We start from the raw sequence: 20687 nt of genomic DNA on the forward strand, positions 1-20687 counted from the left end.
TCCTGCCTGTGGCCTGTGGGCCTACACGCTCTGGATCGCCCGCATCGCGTCGACGAGACCACGTCCCTGGAACGTCCGCTCGCGGCCGAGGTCGCTCGCGGAGTCCATGAGGATGCGCTTCACGTCGTCGGGCCGGCCGATGAACTCCCTGTGGACGGAGAGGAAGGCAGCGGCCACTCCTGATACATGCGGGGCCGACATCGACGTGCCCGAGTCCTCGACGTAGGTGATGTCGTCGGCCTTCTGCCCCTTCTCGAGCCGCACCGTCGCGCGCGCCTTCTCCAGCAGCTCGCCCGCGCCCGCGCTCACCACACGCTCGCCCGGGGCCACGAGGTCGGGCTTGAGTCGTCCGTCGCCCGTCGGCCCCTTGGAGGAGAAGTACGACACCCCGGTGGCATAGGGCTTGATCGAGGTCGAGCCCACGGTGATCGCCCTCGCGGCGTTGCCCGGATCGTTGATCGTCATGCCGAAGCCGAGCCGCATCTCCCGGCCGGCCGTGTCCCGCGCCGCGCCGTAGCCGGTGTTCCCCGAGGAGACGACCACGCAGACGCCGTCGGCGACGAGGCGGTCGACCTCGCGGCAGACGGGGGAGAGTCCGGTCGCGAACCACGACGGGTCGAAGGGGTAGCCGAGTGACAGGTTCACCCCGTGCACGATGAGGTCCCGCCCGCCGCGGTTGACGTCCTGGATGTACTGCAGCGCCTCGAGCAGCGACGCGAGGTCGCCGGTCCTGTCGTCGCGCAGCACCTTGATCGGCACGATCGTCGCGCGCGGTGCCATGCCGCTGATGTGCGAGAGCTCGACCCGCTGCACGCCGGTCTCGCCCTCCGCGGTGCGGTACCAGGTCGCCGCGCAGATCGGCTTCCCGCGCGGCCCGACGGCCTGAGCGCCGGCGATGATGCCGGCGACGTGCGTGCCGTGCCCGTTCGGATCGCGGAGGGCGTCGGCGTCGCTCGATCCCGGTACGAAGCTGCGGGCGCTGACGCCGTCGGGGAGGTCCAGGGTGTCGTAGGTGCGGAAGTGCCGGTGCGACGCGTCGACGCCGGTGTCCAGCACCGCCCAGACGATGCCGTCACCCGTGGCGTCGAACGACCGGACCGCGGCATCCGCCTTCGTCGTGATGACCGAGCGGTGGATCGTCGCGCGCACCTCGAAGTTCGGCCAGATGCGGTTGATGAAGCTGCGGGGCGCGGTCTTGGACTCCTGCCGGCCGCCCCGCACGGCCCCGCCCTTCTCGCCGTCCACGCGCACGAGCTCGAGGATCTCCGCGCTGGTGAGCGCGGCCATGAGGTACGAGCCCGACAGCCACGGCTCCGGCACGTCCGTGCGGCCCTGCGCCGCGATCAGCACCGACGCGCGCAGCTCGCCGACGGCGTCGCCCGGGGAGATCCCGCTGTCGGTGCGCATCTCGATGACGATGCCGATGGGCTCGTCGGCACGAGCCGAGGCCATCCGCTCTGCCAACGGTCGCGTGATGACCGAGTCGGTCACGAGCGAGACGGTCGTCGGCACCCCGGGAAGCGAGAACGCCGGGGTCAGCGGTCCGGAGGGTCCGGGCGCCCGGCGCCGGTCGTCGTCGTGCTCGTCACCATCCGACGGCTTCTCACCGCGAGGTGCGGGTTTCGCGGGGTCCGGCTCGAGGTCGGCGTCCGGTTCGATGGCCCGGAACTCGCGGGGAAGCGGGGCCCGATCCTCGGCTGCCGACATGACGCCCCCGCTCTCTCCTCGCGGTGAGAGTACCGCCGGGGTGCGCCCGCTGTCACGAGTGGATCAGCTGCAGGATGTCACTCCGAAGGAGCGGATGCTGTGCCGGCGCCTTCGAGCTTCGCCTGCGCCTTCCGGGCTCGGCGTGAGCCCTTCCGCAGGCCGTCGCCGACGGCCGGCGCGATCGGACGCGGCTCGAGCTCGACGGGGAGCGTGACGGGAGGCATGCCGAACGCCCTCCGCGAGTTGACCAGCACGCGCCGGCCGAGGAGGTGGTTGCCGGTCCCGCCGACGACGGCCCCGATGCCGAACGGCAGCGCCTTGCCGAAGAACGACGCGCCGCCCTTGGCGGCGAACTGCCGCACGAACGATCCCTTGAGCCGGTCGACGAGCGGTCCGACGGCGGCGCGGGGGAGCGTCTTGGTGATCAGCTCGCCCCAGTATCGATCGCGGGTGACACCCTTGCCGCCGGCCTGACCGGCGAGCTGCGCGACGAGGTCGATGCCCTCCTTGCCGAGCATCAGCGTCAGGACGAGCGCGCGGGCGCGGTCGGGATTGTCGACGGGGATGCCGTGCACCTCCGACACGGACTGCGCGAACAGCGCCGTCGCCTCGAGGAAGCCGACCGTCTCGACGCCGCTGAGCGCGAGCGTGATGCCCGTCCCGATGCCCGGCACGACGGCCGTGGCCCCGACGGCCGCGCCGCCGGTGGTGACGGCCGCGAGATAGCGGCGCTCGAGCATCTTGACGATGTCGAGGGTGGATGCCTCGGGGTGGCGGGCGCGGATGCCGCGGAGGTGCGCGAGCACGAGCGGACGCTGCACGGCGAGCACGCGGTCGAGCACCCGCACCAGTCGGGGGTGCTCGTCGGAGCCCGCGGGTGGGAGCCCGCCATCCCAGGGGGACTCGTCGCTGAGGGAGTGGATGCGATGCACCTTGTCGGCCATGCCGCGAGTGTACGGACGCCGTCTGCAGGATGGCCGAGGCTTGACGGGCGGGTCGCGGGGACTTCTCGTGGCGGTCCGGGTGGATCGTGCGGCATCCGACTCGTCCGTTGTCGATTCGTGACGCGATCGGAGGCGCAATCGGGCGTCACCCTCGGGGCGGACAGACTTCGGCTTGGTAGGTTGGAGCGGTGCCAGCCTCTCTACCGGTGCCTGACGACGCCTTCTCGGAAGACTCCGACGGGACGGTCGATCGCGCACCCGGTGAGGGCGGCCGCATCGTCCAGCTGCCCTCCGCGGCGGCTGCTCCGGCCGGCGATGCCGTCGACGCGACCGGGGCGACCGAGGACTCGGTGGTGACCCCGCCCGCAGCGCCGAGTGAGGGTTCAGCCCCGAAGCCGACGCCCAAGCCGCGCGCCCCGCGGAAGCCCCGCACCACGACCGGTCAGACTCCTCCTCGGCCGCGCGCGCCCCGGGCGACATCCTCGACGCCGGGCGCCACGAAGCCTCGTGCGCCGCGCGCGAAGAAGCCCACCTCGGCGGCCCCGGCCGCGCCTGTCGCCGACGCCACCCCCGTCCAGGAAGCTGCGCCCGTCGTGGAGCCGATCGAGGAGAACCAGACCTCGGCCCAGCCGGCGGTCGACGACACGCCCGACACGCCCGATCCGACGGACGCCGCCATCGTCGACGCCGAACCCACGACGACGGATGCCGCGACCGGGACTGATGCGGATGCCGTGACCGATGCCGTTCCGGACACGGCGGCCGACAGTGTTCCGGATGCCGGAGTCGCTGCCCACCCCGGTCCGCCTCCGCCGCTGCCGCCCGACCTGCGCCCGCCGACCGTGCCGGCCGATCTCGTCATCCCGCCGCGTCCGCCCCTGCCCGTCGTGCAGACGCCGGCCGAGGATGTCGACACCGAGGTAGCCGTAGAGGTCGCCGAGGACGCACCCGAGACCACCGTCGAGATCGTCGAGGATGAGCGCGAGAGCGCGGTCGCCGAGGACATCGCACCGGACCCGCTGGACGACACCGTCGCGATCCGTGTCGTCACCACCGAGTCCGAGTCGGACGGCCTCACGCCCGACGTCGACGCCGAGGACGCAGCATCCGCTCCTGTCATCGAGCCGGACGTCGACATCGAGACTCCGTCCGATGCCGATGCCGATGCCGATGCCGATGCCGATGCCGATGCCGCCGCCGACGAGCCGTCGGCCGCAGCCGCCCTGGTCTTCGACCGCGACGAGCCCGATACCGAGGCAACGATCGACGGAGCCGTGCTGCGCGTCCGCGGCATCACCAAGGTCTTCGGCGAGACGCGGGCCGTGGACGGCATCGACCTCACGGTTCCCACCGGCACGTTCTACGGTCTGGTCGGCCCCAACGGCGCCGGAAAAACGACCACCCTGTCGATGATCGCCGGTCTGCTGCGTCCCGATCGGGGCTCGATCGAGGTCAACGGCATCGATGCCAAGGCCGATCCCGTGGGGGCGAAGCGCGCGATGGGCGTGCTGCCCGATCGCCTGCGCACGTTCGACCGTCTGACGGGGCGCCAGCTCCTGTATTACTACGGCATCCTCCGCAAGCTGCCGCCGTCGGTGGTGGAGAGTCGCACAGCCGACCTGGCCCGCGCCTTCGATCTCACCGATGCGCTCGGCCGCGTCGTCTCGGACTACTCGGCCGGCATGGCGAAGAAGGTCATGCTCGCCGGAGCGATGATCCATTCGCCGCGTCTGCTGGTGCTCGACGAGCCGTTCGAGGCCGTCGATCCGGTCTCCAGCGCGGTCATACTCGACATCCTCGGCACGTATGTCGCCCACGGCGGCACCGTGATCCTCTCCAGCCACGGCATGGACCTGGTCGAGCGGGTGTGCTCCCGGGTCGCGGTAATCGTGGCCGGACAGGTGCTGGCCGAGGGCACCATCAACGAGGTGCGCGGCGAGCTGACACTCGAGCAGCGCTTCATCGAGCTGGCCGGCGGCCTCAGCGACGTGGAGGGTCTCGAGTGGCTGCACACGTTCTCCGACTGAGGTTCGCCCTGATGGTGGGCGCCCTCCGCGGGGAGCCCGCGCACGTCGTGCGCATGGTGGCGGGTCTCGTCGCGCTCGTCGCGGGCACGGTGCTCGCCTGCTGGGCGCTGCTGACGCTGCGGGATGCCACGACCGCCGCCGCGCTGACCGTCACCGTCCTCGGCGGGTCGGCCGTGACGCTCGGCTTCGCGCTCGCGCCCCTCATGGCGGGGACCAGCGATCCGCTGGATCCGCGGCGCTTCTCGGTCTTCGGGCTTCCGCCCGCACCGCTGTCCGTGGTACTGCTGCTGGCCGGGCTGCTCAGCGTCCCCACCTTCGTGCTCATCGCGCTCGGGGTGTGCCTCGTCCTCGTGTGGCAGGCGCACGGCGTGCCGTGGCCGGCGGGCGCCTTCGGCGTTGTGCTCGGCATCCTCACCTGCTCGCTCCTCGCCCGCGTCAGCATGGCGATCACCGCCGCCTTCATCCGCGAGCGCCGGTCCCGCGAGCTCACCGGGGTCTTCGTCCTGGCCGTCCTCGTGGTGGTCGTGCCCGTCGGGGTGTTCCTGTCGTCGCTCGAATGGCGCGGCACGGTGCCGCCGCCGCTGCGTGCCGCGGTCGGTGCCCTCGCGCTCACGCCCGTCGGTGCCTCCTGGGCGTATCCCGCCGAGCGCGTGATCGACGGCGGCTCGCCCACGGCGGCCCTCACCGTCGCGGTGCTCACCGTCGCGATCCTGGCCTGCTTCTGGGCGCTGATCGTGCGGCACGCCCTCACGTCGACCGAGCGCCCGGTGGCCGTGCGCGAGCACGGCGGACTCGGCTGGTTCGGCGTCGCTCCCGGCACGCCCGGCGGCGGGGTCGCCGCGCGCAGCCTCGTGTACTGGTTCCGCGACAGCCGGTACCTCGTCAACATCGTCGCGGTGCCGGTCGCTGCGGCGATCACGATGCTCCCGCTGCTCATCGCCGGGGTGCCGTTCGAGTACGCGGTGCTCGTTCCCGTGCCCCTGGCCGCGCTGTTCTTCGGCTGGCTGCCGCACAACGACCTCGCGTACGACTCCTCCGCGGTGTGGATGCACATCGGCAGCGGCATCCGCGGCGTGTCCGACCGCATCGGCCGTCTGGTGCCCGTGCTCCTGGTCGCCGTGCCGGTGCTCGCCGTCGCCGTACCGCTCACGGTGGCCGGTCACGGTCGGTGGGCGCTCCTGCCGGCGATGGTGGGCGTCTGCGCGTCGCTCTTCCTCAGCGCGCTCGGCCTGTCGAGCGTCTCGTCGGTCGTGGCGCCCTACGCGGTCGCGCGTCCGGGCGACAGCCCGTTCCAGCAGCCGCAGCGCGTCGGCGCGAGCGGCGCCGTCGCCCAGGGCGTGGTCTTCCTCGGGGCGATCGTGGTGAGCGCGCCCGCGCTGTGGTGGGGCTGGCTGGCCCTCACCGGCGACTACTCCCAGACCACCGCGGCCCTGTGGAGCGGCCTGGCGATCGGCGTGGTCGTGTTCGCGGTGGGCATCTCGATCGGCGCCTCGGTGTTCACGCGGCGCAGCTCACGCCTCATGGAATTCGCCGAGTCCACCTGAGCGTCCTCGGTTAGACTCGCTCTCCATGAGCACCCCCTTGGACAGACCTGACCAGGGAGGCACCGCCACCCTGGACCGAGAGCTCGAAGAGCTGATCCGCGAGGAGAATCTCGAGCCGGGTGATCATGAGCGCTTCTCCCATTTCGTCAAGAAGGACAAGATCCTGGAGTCCGCGATCACCGGTAAGCCGGTGCGCGCCCTCTGCGGCAAGAAGTGGATCCCGGGGCGTGATCCGGAGAAGTTCCCGGTGTGCCCCACCTGCAAGGAGATCTACGAGTCGATGGTCGGCTGAGCGCAGCCGCCGCGTCAGGCGACGTCGACGAAGACGGTCTCCAGCGCCGGATCGGACCTGCTGAGCGCGAGGGCGCGCACCGGCAGCTCTTCCCGCACGCGGGCGTGGTGCGCCCGCGCGGCGGTGACCCCATCCGGGCCCTCGGCCGCGACGTCGACGTCGCCGCGCTCGACGAAGGTCGTCTGGAGCGGGCGGGCATCCGGGTGCTCCGCGGCCGTGGCGACCTCCTCGAAGCCGTCCGAGACGGTCACGAGCTCGCTCGTCGCCGTGCCGTGCTCGAGTGTCCGGAACGCGGCCTTGCGTCCGCCGCGCGACCCCTTGTCCGCGGAGGCCTTCGCCACGCCGACCCAGGAGCCCGCGGCGTCCTGTCGCGCGACCAGCTTGTAGACCATCCCGGCCGTCGGCGAGCCCGAGCCGGTCACGACCGACGTGCCGACGCCGTACGCGTCGACCGGCGAGGCCGCCAGCGCGGCGATCGCATATTCGTCGAGGTCGCTCGTGACCGTGATGCGCGTGCGGGTGGCGCCGAGCTCGTCGAGCTGCGCGCGCACCTCGGCCGCCACGGTGGGGAGGTCGCCGGAGTCGATGCGGACGCCGCCCAGCTCGGGGCCGGCGACCTGAACGGCGAGCTCCACGCCGCGGCGGATGTCGTAGGTGTCGACGAGCAGCGTGGTTCTCGGGCCGAGGGCGGCGATCTGCGCGCGGAAGGCGTCTTCCTCGGTGTCGTGCAGCAGCGTCCAGGAGTGGGCGGCGGTGCCCATGGTCGGAACGCCCCAGCGGCGTCCGGCCTCGAGGTTGGAGGTGGCGCCGAAGCCGACGATGTACGCGGCGCGCGCGGCGGCCACGGCGGACTCCTCGCCCGCCCGGCGAGAGCCCATCTCCGCCAGCGGCCGGTCGCCGGCGGCGATGGACATGCGCGCAGCGGCGGTGGCGACCGCGCAGTCGTGGTTGAGCACGCTGAGGGCCAGCGTCTCCAGGATCACGGCCTCGGCGAACGTGCCCTCCACCGTCAGCACGGGGGAGCCGGGGAAGTACGCCTCGCCCTCGCGGTAGCCGATGATGGAGCCGCCGAAGCGGTAGTCCTCGAGGTAGGCGACGGTCGAAGCATCCACCACCTTCTCGTCGCGGAGGTAGCGCAGCTCGTCCTCGCCGAACCGGAAGTCGCGGATGAGACTCATCAGGCGTCCGGCGCCCGCGACGACGCCGAAGCGGCGGGCGCCCGGGAGGCGGCGAGCAAACAGCTCGAAGACGCAGCGGCGGTCGGCCGTCCCGTCGCGCAGAGCGGCATCGAGCATGGTGAGCTCGTAGCGGTCGGTGTGGAGGGCCGTGCTGCGCGGGACGCCGGTGCTCGTCATGCGGTCAGCCTACTGAGCGCGCCTCCCGTACCGGTCGCAGGGAATGCGTGCGGTACACGCCCCGGCACGCCGTCGCGGGGTGCCGCCGGGTCCGCCTCTCCCGACGACCGGCACGCGGAAGGCGCGCGCGGTGCCTGGCGTAGGGTGGGGGATCGTGGATGACGCGCCGATCGGGATCTTCGACTCCGGGGTCGGCGGGCTCACCGTCGCCCGGTCGATCTCGGCGCTCCTGCCGCGAGAGTCGATGCTCTACATCGGCGACACGGCCCATTCGCCCTACGGCCCCAAGCCCATCGCGGACGTGCGCCGCTACTCGCTCGAGGTGCTCGACACCCTCGTCGACCAGGGCGTGAAGATGCTCGTCATCGCCTGCAACACGGCCTCGGCCGCCATGCTGCGCGACGCGCGAGAGCGGTACTCCGTGCCGGTGGTCGAGGTCATCGGCCCCGCCGTCCGCACGGCGATGTCGACGACCCGCAACGGCCGCATCGGCGTCATCGGCACGGCCGGCACCATCGCCTCCCGCGCCTACCAGGACATGCTCGAGGTGAACGCCCGCCTGACCGTCTTCGCCCGCGCGTGCCCGCGCTTCGTCGAGTTCGTCGAGGCGGGCGTCACGGAGTCGTCCGAGGTGCTCGCGGTCGCGGAGGAGTACCTCGCGCCGCTCCGCCACGCGGGCGTCGACACCCTCGTGCTCGGCTGCACGCACTACCCGTTCCTGGAAGGTGCGATCAGCTACGTCATGGGCGAGGGCGTGTCGCTGGTCTCCAGTGACAGCGAGACCGCGAAGGACGTCTACCGCCAGCTGGTCTCCCGCGATCTGCTCGCCGGACCGGATGCCGCGGCCACCCATGTCTACGAGGCCACCGGCACCTCCGCCGACGACTTCGTCACGCTCGCGCACCGGCTGATGGGCCGCGAGATCCGCGACGTCCAGCTGGTGCAGACCGGCGCCATCGACCTGCCGCACTGAGCCGCGGCATCCGACATCCTGCGTCCGACGCGCAACCCACGAGGAGAGCAATGAGCGAGATCATCCGGGCCGACGGCCGTGCCGTCGACGACCTGCGTCCGATCACGATCGAACGCGGGTGGAGCGCGCACGCCGAGGGGTCCGCGCTGATCTCGTTCGGCGGCACCAAGGTGCTGTGCACGGCCTCGTTCACCAATGGCGTGCCGCGCTGGCTCACGGGGAAGGGCAAGGGTTGGGTGACGGCGGAGTACGCGATGCTGCCGCGCGCGACGAACTCCCGCAACGACCGCGAGAGCATCAAGGGCAAGGTCGGCGGTCGCACCCACGAGATCTCCCGGCTCATCGGCCGCGCGCTGCGCGCCGTCGTCGACACGAAGGCGCTCGGCGAGAACACGATCGTCATCGACTGCGACGTGCTGCAGGCCGACGGCGGCACCCGCACCGCGGCGATCACCGGCGCCTACGTCGCGCTGGCCGACGCCATCGAGTGGGGCCGGGCGAAGAAGTTCATCGGGCAGAAGGCCACGCCGCTGATCGACTCCGTGGCGGCCGTCTCGGTCGGCATCATCGACGGCACGCCCATGCTCGACCTCGCCTACGTCGAGGACGTCCGCGCCGAGACCGACATGAACGTCGTCGTCACCGGCCGCGGCCTGTTCGTCGAGGTCCAGGGCACCGCGGAGGGCGCGCCGTTCGACAAGCGGGAGCTCGACGCCCTGCTGGAGCTCGGCGTCGGCGGCTGCGCGGATCTCCGCGACATCCAGACCACCGTCCTCGCGGGGGAATGACCGTGGGCCGCATCGTCCTCGCCACCCACAATCCGCACAAGGTCGTCGAGTTCCAGGCGATCGTGGCGGAAGTGCGTCCCGACCTCGAGGTCATCGCCTACGACGGCCCGGAGCCGATCGAGGACGGCGTGACTTTCGCGCAGAACGCGCTCATCAAGGCGCGCGCCGCGGCCGCGCACACCGGCCTGCCCGCGCTGGCGGACGATTCCGGCATCTGCGTCGACGTGCTCGGCGGGTCGCCGGGGGTGTTCTCCGCCTACTGGGCAGGGCACGCGAAAAATGCCGCAGCGAACCTCGCCCTGCTGCTCGACCAGCTGTCCGACATCGACGACACGAACCGCACCGCGCACTTCACCTCGGCGATCGCCGTCGTCACGCCGGAGGGCGACGAGCACGTCGTGGAGGGAATCTGGCCGGGGCGGCTGGCGCGCGAGGCCGGGGGAGCGGGCGGCTTCGGCTACGACCCCGCCTTCATCCCCGACGGCCAGGACCCGGAGAACGAGCGCACGGTCGGCGAGTGGTCGGCGGAAGAGAAGAACGAGGAATCGCACCGTGCGCGCGCGTTCCGGGAGCTCGGTCCGCTGCTCGCTGAGCTCTGACCGCGCGGGCGGCGAGGACGGCCGCGGGTGCGGCTGCTCGAGGATCCTCCCCAGCGAACTGAGAACCGTGATCGTTCCCGACTGCGCGGAATCCCGCGGAGGCGTGCCCGGGCGGCCGTAACCTGGCCTCATGCACGATCACGCGCCGGAGGGCGGCATCCGCGGCGGCAGCAATCGCCGTCTGCTGGGCGTGTCGCTCGCGATCACCGCGGTGGTCATGGTGGTGCAGGTCGTCGGTGCCGTCGTGTCGGGATCGCTCGCCCTCCTCGCGGACGCCGTGCACATGTTCACGGATGCTGCGGCGCTCGTCATCGCGCTCGTGGCAAGCATCGTGGCGGCCCGGCCCGCGACCGAGCGACGCACCTACGGGTACCAGCGCGCGGAGGTGTTCGGCGCGCTGATCAACGGCGTCATCCTGATCGCGCTGTCCGCGTGGGTCGCCGTGGAGGCGATCCAGCGCCTCGTCGATCCGCAGGAGGCGGAGGTGGCCGGCGGCCCGATGCTGATCGTCGCCGCGATCGGACTCGTGGCCAACGCCGTGGCCATGTGGCTGCTGAGTGCCGCGCAGAAGCGCAGCATCAACGTGCGCGGCGCGTACCTGGAGGTGCTGGGCGACCTCCTCGGCTCCGCCATGGTCATCATCGCGGCGATCGTCATCCTGGTCACCGGGTGGGCGCCCGCCGACGCCATCGCCTCCCTGCTCATCGCGGCGATGATCGTGCCGCGCGCGATCGGCCTGCTGCGCGAGGTGGCCTCGGTCCTCGGCGAAGAGGTGCCGCGCGGCATCCAGGTGCAGGAGATCCGTGCGCACATCCTGCGCACCCCCGGCGTCGTCGACTGCCACGACGTGCACGTCTGGCAGCTCACGCGCGGAGCGCCGGTCTTCTCGGCGCACGTGACGGTCGACGACGAGGCTCTGCGCGACGGCGCCTCCTCGGCCATCCTGAGCCGGCTGCAGGGCTGCCTGGCCGATCACTTCGACGTCGAGCACTCCACGTTCCAGCTCGAGGCCGCCGGGCACGTTGAGCACGACGACGCGCGCCACGCCTGAGCGTCAGCTCTCGCGAACGACCTCCGACGGCGACTTGTCGGGCCGCAGTCCCCGCCACCGCGAGTGCCGGAGGATGCCGCCGGGGGTGAACTCCGCGAACTCGACCTCGCCGACGAGCTCGGGCCGCACCCAGAGCGCATCGCGCGCATCAGCCCGCGGGACCCCCACGAGCGTCATGCTGTCGGTGCGCAGCGGCTCGAGGCGGTCCTGGAGCATCCGCAGCGTGCTCTCGCTGAACCCCGTACCCACGCGCCCCGCGTACTGAAGCCCGTCGGGACCCGGGATGCCGAGCAGCAGCGACGCGAAGGTCGACGCGCGGCTGCCCTGGCCGGGTCGGATCCCGGCGATCACGACCTCCTGGGTACGCGTCAGCTTCACCTTGAGCCACGAGTCCGAGCGGATGCCGCGGCGATACGTCGACGCGGGATCCTTCACGACGATGCCCTCGAGGTCGAACCGACGGCTGGTCTCGAGCGCCTCGCGCACATCGTCGAAGACGGGCGGCACGACGAAGGCGTCGGGAAGGCCTCGTGCGACGTGCTCCAGGATGCTGCGGCGCGCCGTCAGGGGAAGCCCCGTCACGTCGCGGCCCTCGGCCGCCAGTACGTCGAAGAGGTAGTAGGTGACGGGCGTCCGCTTCGCCTCGCGGGCGACGTCGCCGGCGCGCGCCAGATTCATGCGGGTCTGCAGCAGCGGGAAGCTCGGGCGGCCGCGCTCGTCGAGCGCCACCAGCTCGCCGTCGAGGATCACCGGCTCGGAGCCGAAGGGGAGCGCCGCACCGCTGATCTCGGGGTACTTCGCCGTCGACTCGTTGCCGCTGCGCGCCCAGAGGCGCAGCTTCTCGCCGTCCCACACCCCGACGGCGCGGATGCCGTCCCACTTGGCCTCCGCCCAGGCGGCCCCGGTCCACGACCGGGCGGCGGTCTCGGCCCATTCGGGGGTGGCGGAGGTCGACAGCATCGGGCGCAGGTCCGCCGCGACGGGTGGCCACACGAGCGGGGGAGCCTGCGCGAGCAGCTCGCCGACAGGGAGCGCGGGGAGGTCGGGCGCGGGTTCCGGCTGCGCGTCCCCGGTGGGTGCTGGTTCCGGTTGCGCGTGCTGGTCGAGCCCGTCCGCGTCGGACTCGACAGCGCCGGGCGCGCCTGCCGCCGGAGCCCTGCCGTCCGCCTGCGGTGATGCCTCGACGACCTCGCCGTCCGGCTGCGGGCGGCCCGCGGCATCCGTCTTCATCCGGCGCAGGAGCCACTGCGATCTCTCGCCGGCGCCCTTCGTGCGGATGAGGGCGAGGCGCACGCGGCCGAGCGGACCGCCGGGGCGACCCTCGAGGGTCGCGATGACCTCGTCGTCGCGCCACTTCTCGAGCTCGAAGCGCCCGTCGTCCCAGATCGTGACCGAGCCGCCGCCGTACTCGCCGCCGGGGATCGTGCCTTCGAACGAGGCGTAGTCCATCGGGTGGTCCTCGGTCATGATGGCCAGGCTGTTGCGACGCGGGGTTGGCGGCACGCCGCGCGGCACCGCCCAGCTCACGAGCACACCGTCGTGCTCGAGGCGGAAGTCCCAGTGGAGCGCGGTCGCGTGGTGCTCCTGGATCACGAAGCGCGGCAGGTCGGACGGATCGGCGACGGCCGCCGCGGGGTCGGACGGCACGGGCTCCGGCGTCCTCCCCGCCGTGCGCTTGGAGATGTACGCGGCGAGCGGACCGTCCTCCGACTCACGGCCGCCGGCGTGGAACCCGAGCGCCGCGAGCGGGTCGCCGATGTCGTCGATGCGGGCCAGCACGTCCTCGAAGGAGAGCTGTCGCAGGTCGGGATCGTCGAGTTCGTCCCACGTGCGGGGCGCGGCGACGTTCGGGTGCGCCCGCCCGCGCAGCGAGTAGGGGGCGATCGTCGTCTTCGCACCGTTGTTCTGGCTCCAGTCGATGAGCACGCGGCCGCCGCGCACCGACTTCTTCATCGAGCTCACGACGAGGTCGGGGTGGTCGGCCTCGATCGCCCGCGCCAGCTCGTGCGCCAGCGCCGAGGCCTGTTCGCTCGACTGACCCGGCGGCAGCGCCGAGTAGAGCTGGATGCCCTTGCTCCCGCTGGTGACGGGGAACGGGTCGAGCCCCATGTGCCCGAGGATTTCGCGCGCCCAGCGGGCCACCTCGGCGCATTCGGCGAGGCCCGTCCCGGGTCCGGGGTCGAGGTCGAGCACGAGGCGGTCGGCGTCGCCGCGCTCGCCCGCCGCGGTGAAGCGCCACTGCGGCACGTGCAGCTCTAGGCTCGCCACCTGCGCGAGGTAGACCAGGGTCGGCACGTCGCCGACGAGCGGGTAGTCCTTCGGGCCCCCCGAGTGCGGGATCGGCAGGCGGTGCACCCATGACGGCGCGCCCGGTTCGAGGTCCTTCGCGAAGAAGGACTGCCCCGGATGCTGCGCCGTCCCCACCCCGTCGGGCCACCGCTTGCGGGTGACCGGGCGGCCGATCACGTGCGGGATCATCGTCGGCCCGACGCGCGTGTAGTAGTCGATCACCTCGCCCTTGGTGGTACCCGTCTCCGGGTACAGCACCTTGTCGAGATTGGTGATGCGCAGGCGGCGGCCGCCGATGCCCGCCAGCTGCTCTCCCGCCATGTCTCCATCCTGCCGCGCGGTGTCAAGGGCCGCCGCCGGGGTAGCCGCCGGACGCCCGGCCGGTGTTCACTGGGACCATGAGGGCGATCTGGAAGGGCGCGTTGACGTTCGGGCTCGTGAACGTACCGGTGAAGGTGTACTCCGCGACGGAGGATCACGACGTCTCGCTGCACCAGGTGCACAACAAGGACGGCGGGCGCATCCGCTACCAGCGCGTCTGCGAGATCGACGGCGAGGTCGTGCCCTACTCGGACATCGACAAGGCCTACGACGACGGCGACCGCACGGTGGTGCTGACGAAGGAGGACCTCGACTCTCTCCCGTCGGAGCGCAGCCGCGAGATCGACGTGGTGGAGTTCGTGCCGTCGGAGCAGGTCGACCTGCTGACCCTCGACCGCGCCTACTACCTCGAGCCCGACTCCGCCTCGCCGAAGGCCTACGTGCTGCTGCGGCGCACCCTCGAGCAGACCGACCGCACCGCGATCGTGCGCTTCTCGCTGCGGCAGAAGACACGGCTGGCCGCGCTGCGCGTGCGCGGCGACGTGCTGGTGCTGCAGACGCTCCTGTGGGCCGACGAGGTGCGCGAGGCCGCGTTCCCGTCACTCGACGAGAGCGTCCGCATCAGCGCGAAGGAGCTCGAGCTCTCGGCGTCGCTGGTCGAGTCGTTCTCCTCGGACTTCACCCCGTCGGACTTCACCGACGAGTATCAGGAGGAGCTGCGCACGCTCATCGAGGCGAAGCTCGAGAAGGGCGACGCGCTCGACACGGCCGAGACCTTCGGCGAGAAGGACGACGACGAGGACGCCGGCGGCGAGGTCATCGACCTGATGGCCGCCCTGCGTGCCAGCGTCGAGCGCAGTCGCGCCGCCCGCGGAGCGGATACCTCCGACAAGAAGACGACGGATGCCGCGGCCTCCGGGTCCGCGAAGGCGTCGGGCGATGGCGCCGCGAAGAAGAAGGCGCCGGCGAAGACCGCCGCGTCCTCGAAGACCGCGGCGTCGTCGAAGACCGCCGCGACGTCGAAGACGGCGGCCGCGAAGACCACACCGGCCCGCAAGGCGCCGGCGAAGAAGACCGCGAAAGCCTCCTGAAACGCGAAACGGATGCCGCGGCCCGGGGCCGCGGCATCCGTTGTCGAAAGCGAGGTCAGACCGTCGGAGTGCCGCCGTCGCGGGGATGCGGCTGGTCGAAGACGTCTTTGTCGAGCGTGAGGTGCTGAGCCTCGGCGGCGTCGGTGCGGTCGTCGCCCGTGAGGGCCTCCTTCTTGGCCTTCGAGCGCTCCCGGAAGTAGTGGACGGCGATGAAGCCGATGGTGCCCGCGACCGCCGCGAGGAGGATGACGTCGATGTAGCTCGTGACGAAGTCGCGCACCGGCGGGATGAGCCCGACGGCGTAGCCGAGCATGGTGAGGCCGATGCCCCAGAGCACGGCGCCGATCAGGTTGTAGAGCGTGTAGCGCCACTTGTTCATGTGGCCGACGCCGGCGGCGATGGGCGCGAAGGTGCGGACGACCGGCACGAAGCGGGCCAGGATCACCGTGGCGGCGCCGAAGCGCTCGAAGAAGGCATTCGTGCGCTCCACGTTGGCGCGGCTGAAGATGCCGGATTCCTTGCGCTCGAAGATCGCCGGACCCGCCTTATGGCCGATGAGGTATCCGACCTCGCCGCCGACGAAGGCGGCGATGCCGATGAGCAGAGCCACGAACCACACGTTGATGCCGAAGACGCCGTGCGGGGCGACATCGGAGGGGTGCGAGAGGAGCCCCGCGATGATGAGCAGCGTGTCACCGGGGAGCAGGAACCCGATGAGCAGGCCGGTCTCGGCGAAGATGATGAAGCACACCACGAGGAGGGCCCAGGGGCCCGCCGCGGCGATGATCGTCTCGGGGTCGAGCCAGGGGAGGAGCGCGGCGTGGTGCACGTGTGTCGATTCCGTCGGGCCGCGAGTGCGGCGGTCGGCGTGGCGCGGGAGATGGTGGCGATGACCGCCGCCGTGCGGAAGGTGGGACTTGAACCCACACGCCCGGAGGCACAGGAACCTAAATCCTGCGTGTCTGCCAGTTTCACCACTCCCGCTGGTGTGTCGATTGTATCTGTGGCGCTGTGGATCACCTGTGGCCGACAGGCGACTTGAGTCCGTTGTTCTCGCATAGCCGCAGCGTGCATCATGAGGCATACGTTTCCCGACCCGTGGAGAGGCAGCCCGAGTGGATGCGCTGTGGAGCCTGAACGTCATCGACGGTCCGGCATATTGGGGCGTCCTCATCGCCGCCGTGGTGTTCGCGATCTACCTGCTGATGCGCACGCCCACGCCGCGGTGGGTGCTCACCTCGCTGCTGGGCATCGTGCTGGGCGTGGCGATCGCGCTCGGTGTGTTCCTGGCAAGCAACGCGACGAACGCCTTCGGGTCGCCGCTGCCGCTGTTCGTCGCGTGGTGGTCGATGGGCGCTCTGGGCGGCGTCGGGCTCGCCGTAGCCAACCTCTTCCGCTCCCGCTGGTGGCGCAAGGTGCTCGCGATCATCGGCGCGCTCGTGTTCGCGCTGGCCGGCGGTCTCGGCATCAACGCCGCGTACGGCTTGAACCCGACGCTGGGCAGCATGTTCGGCATCTCCGCCGACAACCCGGTCACCATCCCGACGCCTGATCCGAGCCGGACGAACGCCGGCCCGCTCTACAGCTCGTGGACACCGCCGGCCGACATGCCCGCCAAGGGCACGCAGGGGACGCAGGTCATTCCCGCGACGGTGTCGGGCTTCGACGCGCGTCCCGCCGGCATCTACCTGCCGCCAGCGGCGCAGGTCGCGAACGCGCCGGCGCTGCCGTTGGTGATCCTGATGATGGGCTACCCCGGCAACCCCGACCCCAGTTACATCGGCGCGGTGCTCGACGACTACGCGTCCAAGAACAAAGGCCTCGCGCCGATCGTGGTCGTCGCCGACCAGATCGGCAACGGGGGAGACCCCGCGTGCGCCGACTCCTCGACGTTCGGCAACGCCGAGACGTACATCAAGAAGGACGTCGTCGACTGGGCCAAGACGAACCTCAACATCCTCGAGGACCCGAGGTTCTGGGTGATCGCCGGGTACTCGAACGGCGGGGGCTGCGCCATCAAGTACGGGGCGCAGGAGCCCGACGTCTTCAAGAACATCCTCGACATCTCCGGCGAGGAGTTCCCGGGCTCCGAAGACGCCGACAGCGTCATCGCGCAGATCTACGGCGGCGACTCGGCGAAGTTCGAGGCGTCGAAGCCGATCAACATCCTCGCCGCCAACAAGGGCAAGTACGACGGCGTCAACGCGATCTTCACCGTGGGCGGCGCCGACCCGGCGTTCATCCCCGCGGCGAAGGCCGTCTCGGCCGCGGCTAAGGATGCCGGCATGACGACCGCCTACATCGAGATCCCCGGCGCCGGCCACGTCGTCGACGGCCTCAACGGCGGCCTCGACGCGGGCTTCGGCCTGCTGTACCCGATCCTGCAGCTCTCGCCCCCGGGCTCGTAGCCGCGGCATCCGCTCGATTGACGCTTGTTGTCGCGACAGGTGGCTCATTCGGCACGTTTGCGTCAGGTGAGCGGGCGCCAGCGGATGCCGCGGCGGACTCGTCTCCTGCGGATCCCGATCACATGTCACGTGTTGTCGCATCGCGCGGTCGGGTCCGGCGTTTCGCGTCAGGTGAGCGAGCGAGGCACTGACGGCGCAGCAGGGCCGTCAGCGCCAGGCCCCGTTCACCGGTCACGTGTTGTCGCATCCCGCCAGCGGCTCCCGTGTTTCGCGTCAGGTGAATGAGGACCGGGGGATGCCGCGGCACGGGCGCTGTGGATAACTCGGGCGGGGCGGTCGGCGGTCTTGCGAGGATGCACGGGTGAGTCCGGTCGCCAGCCCCGTCGCCGCGGTCGCCGAGCGCGTCCGCGAGCGGCTGCGGGCGGAGCAAACCGATCCGGCGCGGCACCCGGACGCCGCCGCGCAGATTGCGCGCTCGGAGGTGCGGCGGCACAACGACTTCGCCCTCGCCCGCGGACTGTCGCCCGTCGACGACGAGGCCTCGTGCGTGCGGGACGTGCTCGCCGTGGTGTCGGGGTACGGGCCGCTGCAGGCCTACCTCGACGACCCGACTGTCGAGGAGCTGTGGATCAACGCGCCGGATCGCATCTTCATCGCGCGTGGCGGGCGGTCGGAGCGCGTGCCGCTCGCTCTGAGCGACACCGCGGTTCGAGACCTGGTGGAGCGGATGCTGCACGCCACCGGTCGTCGCGTCGACCTGAGCCAGCCGTTCGTCGACGCCTCGCTACCCGACGGTTCGCGTCTGCACGTCGTCATCCCCGACATCACGCGGCGGCACTGGTCGGTGAACGTCCGGAAGTTCCTGCCGGCCTACCGCGACCTGGACACGCTCGAGGCGATCGGCTCGATCGCTCCAGAGGCCGCGGCGCACCTGCGCGCGGCGATGACGGAGGGGCGCAGCATCCTGGTGTCCGGAGCCACGCATGCAGGCAAGACGACCCTGCTGGCTGCGCTGATCGGCGCGTGTCCACCGGACCACCGCGTCGTGACGGTGGAGGAGACGTTCGAGCTCGCCGTGGATGCGCCGGACCTCGTCGCGCTGCAGGGACGGCAGCCCAGTCTGGAGGGATCGGGCGAAGTCACGCTGCGGCGCTTGGTGAAGGAGGCGCTGCGCATGCGGCCCGACCGGCTCGTCGTCGGCGAGGTGCGTGACGCGGAGGCGCTCGACCTCCTCCTCGCGCTCAACACGGGCGTGCCCGGGGCGGCGACCATTCATGCCAACTCCGCCCGGGACGCACTGTCGAAGCTCGCCGCTCTGCCGCTGCTCGCAGGCCGCAACATCGACGGCGGCTTCGTGCTGCCCGCGATCGCGTCGTCGGTGCACCTCGTCGCGCACTGCGCGAAGGATGCCGCGGGTCGCCGCCGCGTCGTGGAGCTCGTCGCGCCCACGGGACGCGTGGTGGCAGACGCCGTCGAGGCCCGCACTCTCTACCGGTGGGACGGCGCGTGACCTTCGTGTGGGGCGTGACGCTCGCCGCCGGCGTCCTGCTCATCCTCTCGCCGTGGCTGTGGCCGGCCGGCACGGTCGCCCCGCGCCCGGCATCGAGCGGCCGCATCGTGCGCCTCCTCGAAGGCGCCGGGTACGGCCACCTGCCGTGGAGGACACTGCCCGCCGCCTGCGTCGCGGGTGGGATCGCGGCCGGTGCTGTCGTTTGGCTCGTGGTGCCCGTTCCGGCGCTCGCGGCCGTCGCGGTCGTCATCGGCGCGCTGGCCCCGGTGGCGCTGCTGCGCGGCAGGGAGTCGGGGCTGAGGCGCCGCCGGCGCGGCATGTGGCCGGATGTCTGCGATCTGCTGATCGCGTCCGTGCGCGCGGGGATGGCGCTGCCCGACGCCGTGGCGAGCCTCGCCGATTCGGCTCCGGTCGCCCTGCGTCCGGCGTTCGCGCAGTTCGGCCGCGACCTCGCCGCCTCCGGACACTTCGACTCGAGCGCGGAGCGCCTCAAGTCGACACTGGCCGATCCGGTCGCCGACCGGATCATCGAGACGCTGCGAATGGCCCGTCAAGTCGGGGGGACGGAGCTGACCGCAGTGCTGCGCGCGCTGTCGACGGCGGTGCGCGCCGATGTCGCGCTGCGCGCCGAGGTCGAGGCGCGGCAGTCGTGGATCCGGGGCGCGGCGATTCTGGGGGTCGTCGCGCCCTGGGTCATCCTCGGGATGCTGGCGCTCCGCCCCGAGGGGGCGAAAGCCTACGGAAGCGCTGAGGGCGTCGTCCTGATCGTCGCCGGCGCGCTCGTGTCGATCGTGGCCTTCCGCATCATGGTGCGCATCGGTCGCCTCCCCGAGCCGCGGCGGTGGTTCGGGTGACCCCGCTGGCGCTCACGCAGCTGGCCACCGCCGTGGTGCTCGGCGGTGCCTTCGGTGCAGGCGTCTGCCTGTTGATGTCGCTGACGCCGCGCTGGGGCGCGCCGAGTCTGTCGCGGCGGATCGCGCCGTACATCCGCGACGTGACCGACCCCCGCGGCACCACCGTGTGGGCCCCGCCGGCGCTGTCGGGCGGTGCGACCGCCTGGGCTGCTCTGCGGGCGCGGTTCGCGGAGATGCTCGGCGGGACGGAGGGCGTCAGCCGCCGACTCCGTCAGGCCGCATGGTCGCCGGAGGTCGCCGCCTTCCGCGGCAAGCAGCTCGCGTGGGGCGTGAGCGGTGTGCTCGCGGGCGGCGTGCTCCTCGTCGTCCTCGCGCTCACGAGCCGCTTCATCCCGGGCGCAGTGCTCCTGCCGCCCGTCCTCGGGCTCGCCGGCGTGGTCGGTTGCGATCTGTGGCTGACCCGGGCGGCGCGTCGCAGGACCGGCCGCATCGAGGAGGAGCTGCCGACGGTGCTCGAGTTCCTGGCGCTCTGCCTGTCGGCGGGCGAGGGTCTGCTCGACTCGCTTCGCCGGGTGGGCACGGTCGGCGTCGGCGACCTGACGACCGAACTCCGCGCCGTCGTTCTGGCGGTCGGCACCGGATCGAGCCTGCAGGATGCACTGACCCGGCTGTCGTCCGACCTCCGGGTGCCAGCGCTGTCGCGCAGCATCGACCACCTCGTCGCCGCGATCGATCGCGGTGCGCCGCTCGCCCAGGTGCTGCAGGCGCAGGCCGGGGATGCCCGCGAGGACGCGCGCCGCATCCTCATCGAGCAGGCGGGCCGCAAGGAGATCGTCATGCTCATCCCTCTGGTCTTCCTGATCCTGCCGCTGAGCGTGCTGTTCGCGGTGTTCCCGGGTGTGTTCATGCTCCGGCTGGGTGTCGGATGACCGTC

17 protein-coding genes and 1 tRNA gene are annotated in these 20687 nt (G+C 71.7%); 12 read left to right on the forward strand and 6 right to left on the reverse strand.

Annotated features, from left to right (window positions below):
• Window positions 1–21 precede the first annotated feature (21 nt).
• Complete coding sequence (locus ABC304_RS11850; protein ID WP_412930889.1) at window positions 22–1707, reverse strand: S8 family peptidase; 1686 nt, start codon at window positions 1705–1707, stop codon at window positions 22–24.
• Window positions 1708–1784: 77 nt separating this feature from the next.
• Window positions 1785–2651, reverse strand: coding sequence for a hypothetical protein (locus tag ABC304_RS11855; protein ID WP_412930890.1), 867 nt, complete (start codon window positions 2649–2651; stop codon window positions 1785–1787).
• Between the two features lie 206 nt (window positions 2652–2857).
• On the opposite strand from ABC304_RS11855, the gene ABC304_RS11860 reads away from it, so the two are divergent.
• Genes ABC304_RS11860 through ABC304_RS11870 form a run of 3 tightly spaced genes read left to right on the forward strand, consistent with a single transcriptional unit; the run spans window position 2858 to window position 6514 of the window.
• On the forward strand, window positions 2858–4678 hold the full coding sequence (locus tag ABC304_RS11860) for an ATP-binding cassette domain-containing protein (RefSeq protein ID WP_412930891.1): 1821 nt from the start codon (window positions 2858–2860) through the stop codon (window positions 4676–4678).
• On the forward strand, window positions 4654–6222 hold the full coding sequence (locus tag ABC304_RS11865; protein ID WP_412930892.1) for a hypothetical protein: 1569 nt from the start codon (window positions 4654–4656) through the stop codon (window positions 6220–6222). The genes ABC304_RS11860 and ABC304_RS11865 overlap by 25 nt, the downstream gene beginning before the upstream one ends.
• A 25-nt stretch (window positions 6223–6247) precedes the next feature.
• Window positions 6248–6514, forward strand: a complete 267-nt coding sequence (locus ABC304_RS11870; RefSeq protein ID WP_127095760.1) for a DUF3039 domain-containing protein — start codon at window positions 6248–6250, stop codon at window positions 6512–6514.
• A 14-nt stretch (window positions 6515–6528) separates the two neighbouring features.
• Here the strand turns inward: ABC304_RS11870 and ABC304_RS11875 are convergent, their stop codons facing one another.
• Window positions 6529–7869 carry a nicotinate phosphoribosyltransferase gene (locus tag ABC304_RS11875; protein WP_412930894.1) on the reverse strand — a complete coding sequence of 447 codons (1341 nt, stop codon included), beginning with the start codon at window positions 7867–7869 and terminating at the stop codon, window positions 6529–6531.
• Between the two features lie 154 nt (window positions 7870–8023).
• Between ABC304_RS11875 and murI the strand changes: the two genes are divergently transcribed.
• The 4 genes from murI (at window position 8024) to ABC304_RS11895 (ending at window position 11280) form a co-directional block, all read left to right on the forward strand.
• Window positions 8024–8842: a glutamate racemase gene (gene murI, locus ABC304_RS11880; RefSeq protein WP_412930895.1), complete on the forward strand. Its 819-nt coding sequence runs from the start codon at window positions 8024–8026 to the stop codon at window positions 8840–8842.
• A 50-nt stretch (window positions 8843–8892) separates the two neighbouring features.
• The gene (gene rph, locus ABC304_RS11885; RefSeq protein ID WP_412930896.1) at window positions 8893–9630 is read left to right on the forward strand and encodes a ribonuclease PH; all 738 of its coding nucleotides are present in this window, start codon (window positions 8893–8895) and stop codon (window positions 9628–9630) included.
• Window positions 9627–10229: an RdgB/HAM1 family non-canonical purine NTP pyrophosphatase gene (rdgB, locus tag ABC304_RS11890; protein WP_412930898.1), complete on the forward strand. Its 603-nt coding sequence runs from the start codon at window positions 9627–9629 to the stop codon at window positions 10227–10229. Before rph ends, rdgB begins: the two co-directional genes overlap by 4 nt.
• Window positions 10230–10359: 130 nt before the next feature.
• Window positions 10360–11280, forward strand: coding sequence for a cation diffusion facilitator family transporter (locus tag ABC304_RS11895; protein ID WP_412930899.1), 921 nt, complete (start codon window positions 10360–10362; stop codon window positions 11278–11280).
• 3 nt (window positions 11281–11283) lie between these two features.
• Here ABC304_RS11895 and ABC304_RS11900 read toward each other — a convergent pair whose 3' ends face one another.
• Window positions 11284–13890 carry an ATP-dependent DNA ligase gene (locus tag ABC304_RS11900; RefSeq protein WP_412930901.1) on the reverse strand — a complete coding sequence of 869 codons (2607 nt, stop codon included), beginning with the start codon at window positions 13888–13890 and terminating at the stop codon, window positions 11284–11286.
• 77 nt (window positions 13891–13967) lie between these two features.
• Here ABC304_RS11900 and ku point away from each other — a divergent pair, with 77 nt between their 5' ends.
• Complete coding sequence (gene ku, locus ABC304_RS11905) at window positions 13968–14981, forward strand: non-homologous end joining protein Ku (RefSeq protein ID WP_412930902.1); 1014 nt, start codon at window positions 13968–13970, stop codon at window positions 14979–14981.
• Between the two features lie 55 nt (window positions 14982–15036).
• Here ku and ABC304_RS11910 read toward each other — a convergent pair whose 3' ends face one another.
• Together ABC304_RS11910 and ABC304_RS11915 are read right to left on the reverse strand one after the other, a co-directional pair.
• Complete coding sequence (locus ABC304_RS11910; protein ID WP_412930903.1) at window positions 15037–15810, reverse strand: DedA family protein; 774 nt, start codon at window positions 15808–15810, stop codon at window positions 15037–15039.
• A gap of 73 nt (window positions 15811–15883) precedes the next feature.
• Window positions 15884–15965 (reverse strand) — tRNA-Leu (locus ABC304_RS11915).
• Between the two features lie 131 nt (window positions 15966–16096).
• On the opposite strand from ABC304_RS11915, the gene ABC304_RS11920 reads away from it, so the two are divergent.
• The 4 genes from ABC304_RS11920 to ABC304_RS11935 all read left to right on the forward strand — a co-directional run bounded on the left by ABC304_RS11920 (window position 16097) and on the right by ABC304_RS11935 (window position 20682).
• Window positions 16097–17389 (forward strand): alpha/beta fold hydrolase, encoded by a 1293-nt coding sequence (locus ABC304_RS11920; protein ID WP_412930905.1) that lies wholly within the window; start codon window positions 16097–16099, stop codon window positions 17387–17389.
• 361 nt (window positions 17390–17750) lie between these two features.
• Window positions 17751–18899: a TadA family conjugal transfer-associated ATPase gene (locus tag ABC304_RS11925; RefSeq protein ID WP_412930907.1), complete on the forward strand. Its 1149-nt coding sequence runs from the start codon at window positions 17751–17753 to the stop codon at window positions 18897–18899.
• Window positions 18896–19753 (forward strand): type II secretion system F family protein, encoded by an 858-nt coding sequence (locus ABC304_RS11930; RefSeq protein WP_412930909.1) that lies wholly within the window; start codon window positions 18896–18898, stop codon window positions 19751–19753. Before ABC304_RS11925 ends, ABC304_RS11930 begins: the two co-directional genes overlap by 4 nt.
• Window positions 19750–20682, forward strand: coding sequence for a type II secretion system F family protein (locus ABC304_RS11935; RefSeq protein ID WP_412930911.1), 933 nt, complete (start codon window positions 19750–19752; stop codon window positions 20680–20682). Before ABC304_RS11930 ends, ABC304_RS11935 begins: the two co-directional genes overlap by 4 nt.
• Window positions 20683–20687: the final 5 nt, after the last annotated feature.

It is taken from the genome of Microbacterium jepli (genome assembly GCF_047237905.1).
Taxonomy (GTDB): Bacteria; Actinomycetota; Actinomycetes; order Actinomycetales; family Microbacteriaceae; genus Microbacterium.

Coding starts and splice junctions, on each gene's coding strand:
- ABC304_RS11850 (WP_412930889.1), bottom strand. CDS start 1,707: ATGTCGGCAGCCGAGGATCGGGCCCCGCTTCCCCGCGAGTTCCGGGCC.
- ABC304_RS11855 (WP_412930890.1), bottom strand. CDS start 2,651: ATGGCCGACAAGGTGCATCGCATCCACTCCCTCAGCGACGAGTCCCCC.
- ABC304_RS11870 (WP_127095760.1), top strand. CDS start 6,248: ATGAGCACCCCCTTGGACAGACCTGACCAGGGAGGCACCGCCACCCTG.
- ABC304_RS11875 (WP_412930894.1), bottom strand. CDS start 7,869: ATGACGAGCACCGGCGTCCCGCGCAGCACGGCCCTCCACACCGACCGC.
- rph (WP_412930896.1), top strand. CDS start 8,893: ATGAGCGAGATCATCCGGGCCGACGGCCGTGCCGTCGACGACCTGCGT.
- rdgB (WP_412930898.1), top strand. CDS start 9,627: ATGACCGTGGGCCGCATCGTCCTCGCCACCCACAATCCGCACAAGGTC.
- ABC304_RS11895 (WP_412930899.1), top strand. CDS start 10,360: ATGCACGATCACGCGCCGGAGGGCGGCATCCGCGGCGGCAGCAATCGC.
- ABC304_RS11900 (WP_412930901.1), bottom strand. CDS start 13,890: ATGGCGGGAGAGCAGCTGGCGGGCATCGGCGGCCGCCGCCTGCGCATC.
- ku (WP_412930902.1), top strand. CDS start 13,968: ATGAGGGCGATCTGGAAGGGCGCGTTGACGTTCGGGCTCGTGAACGTA.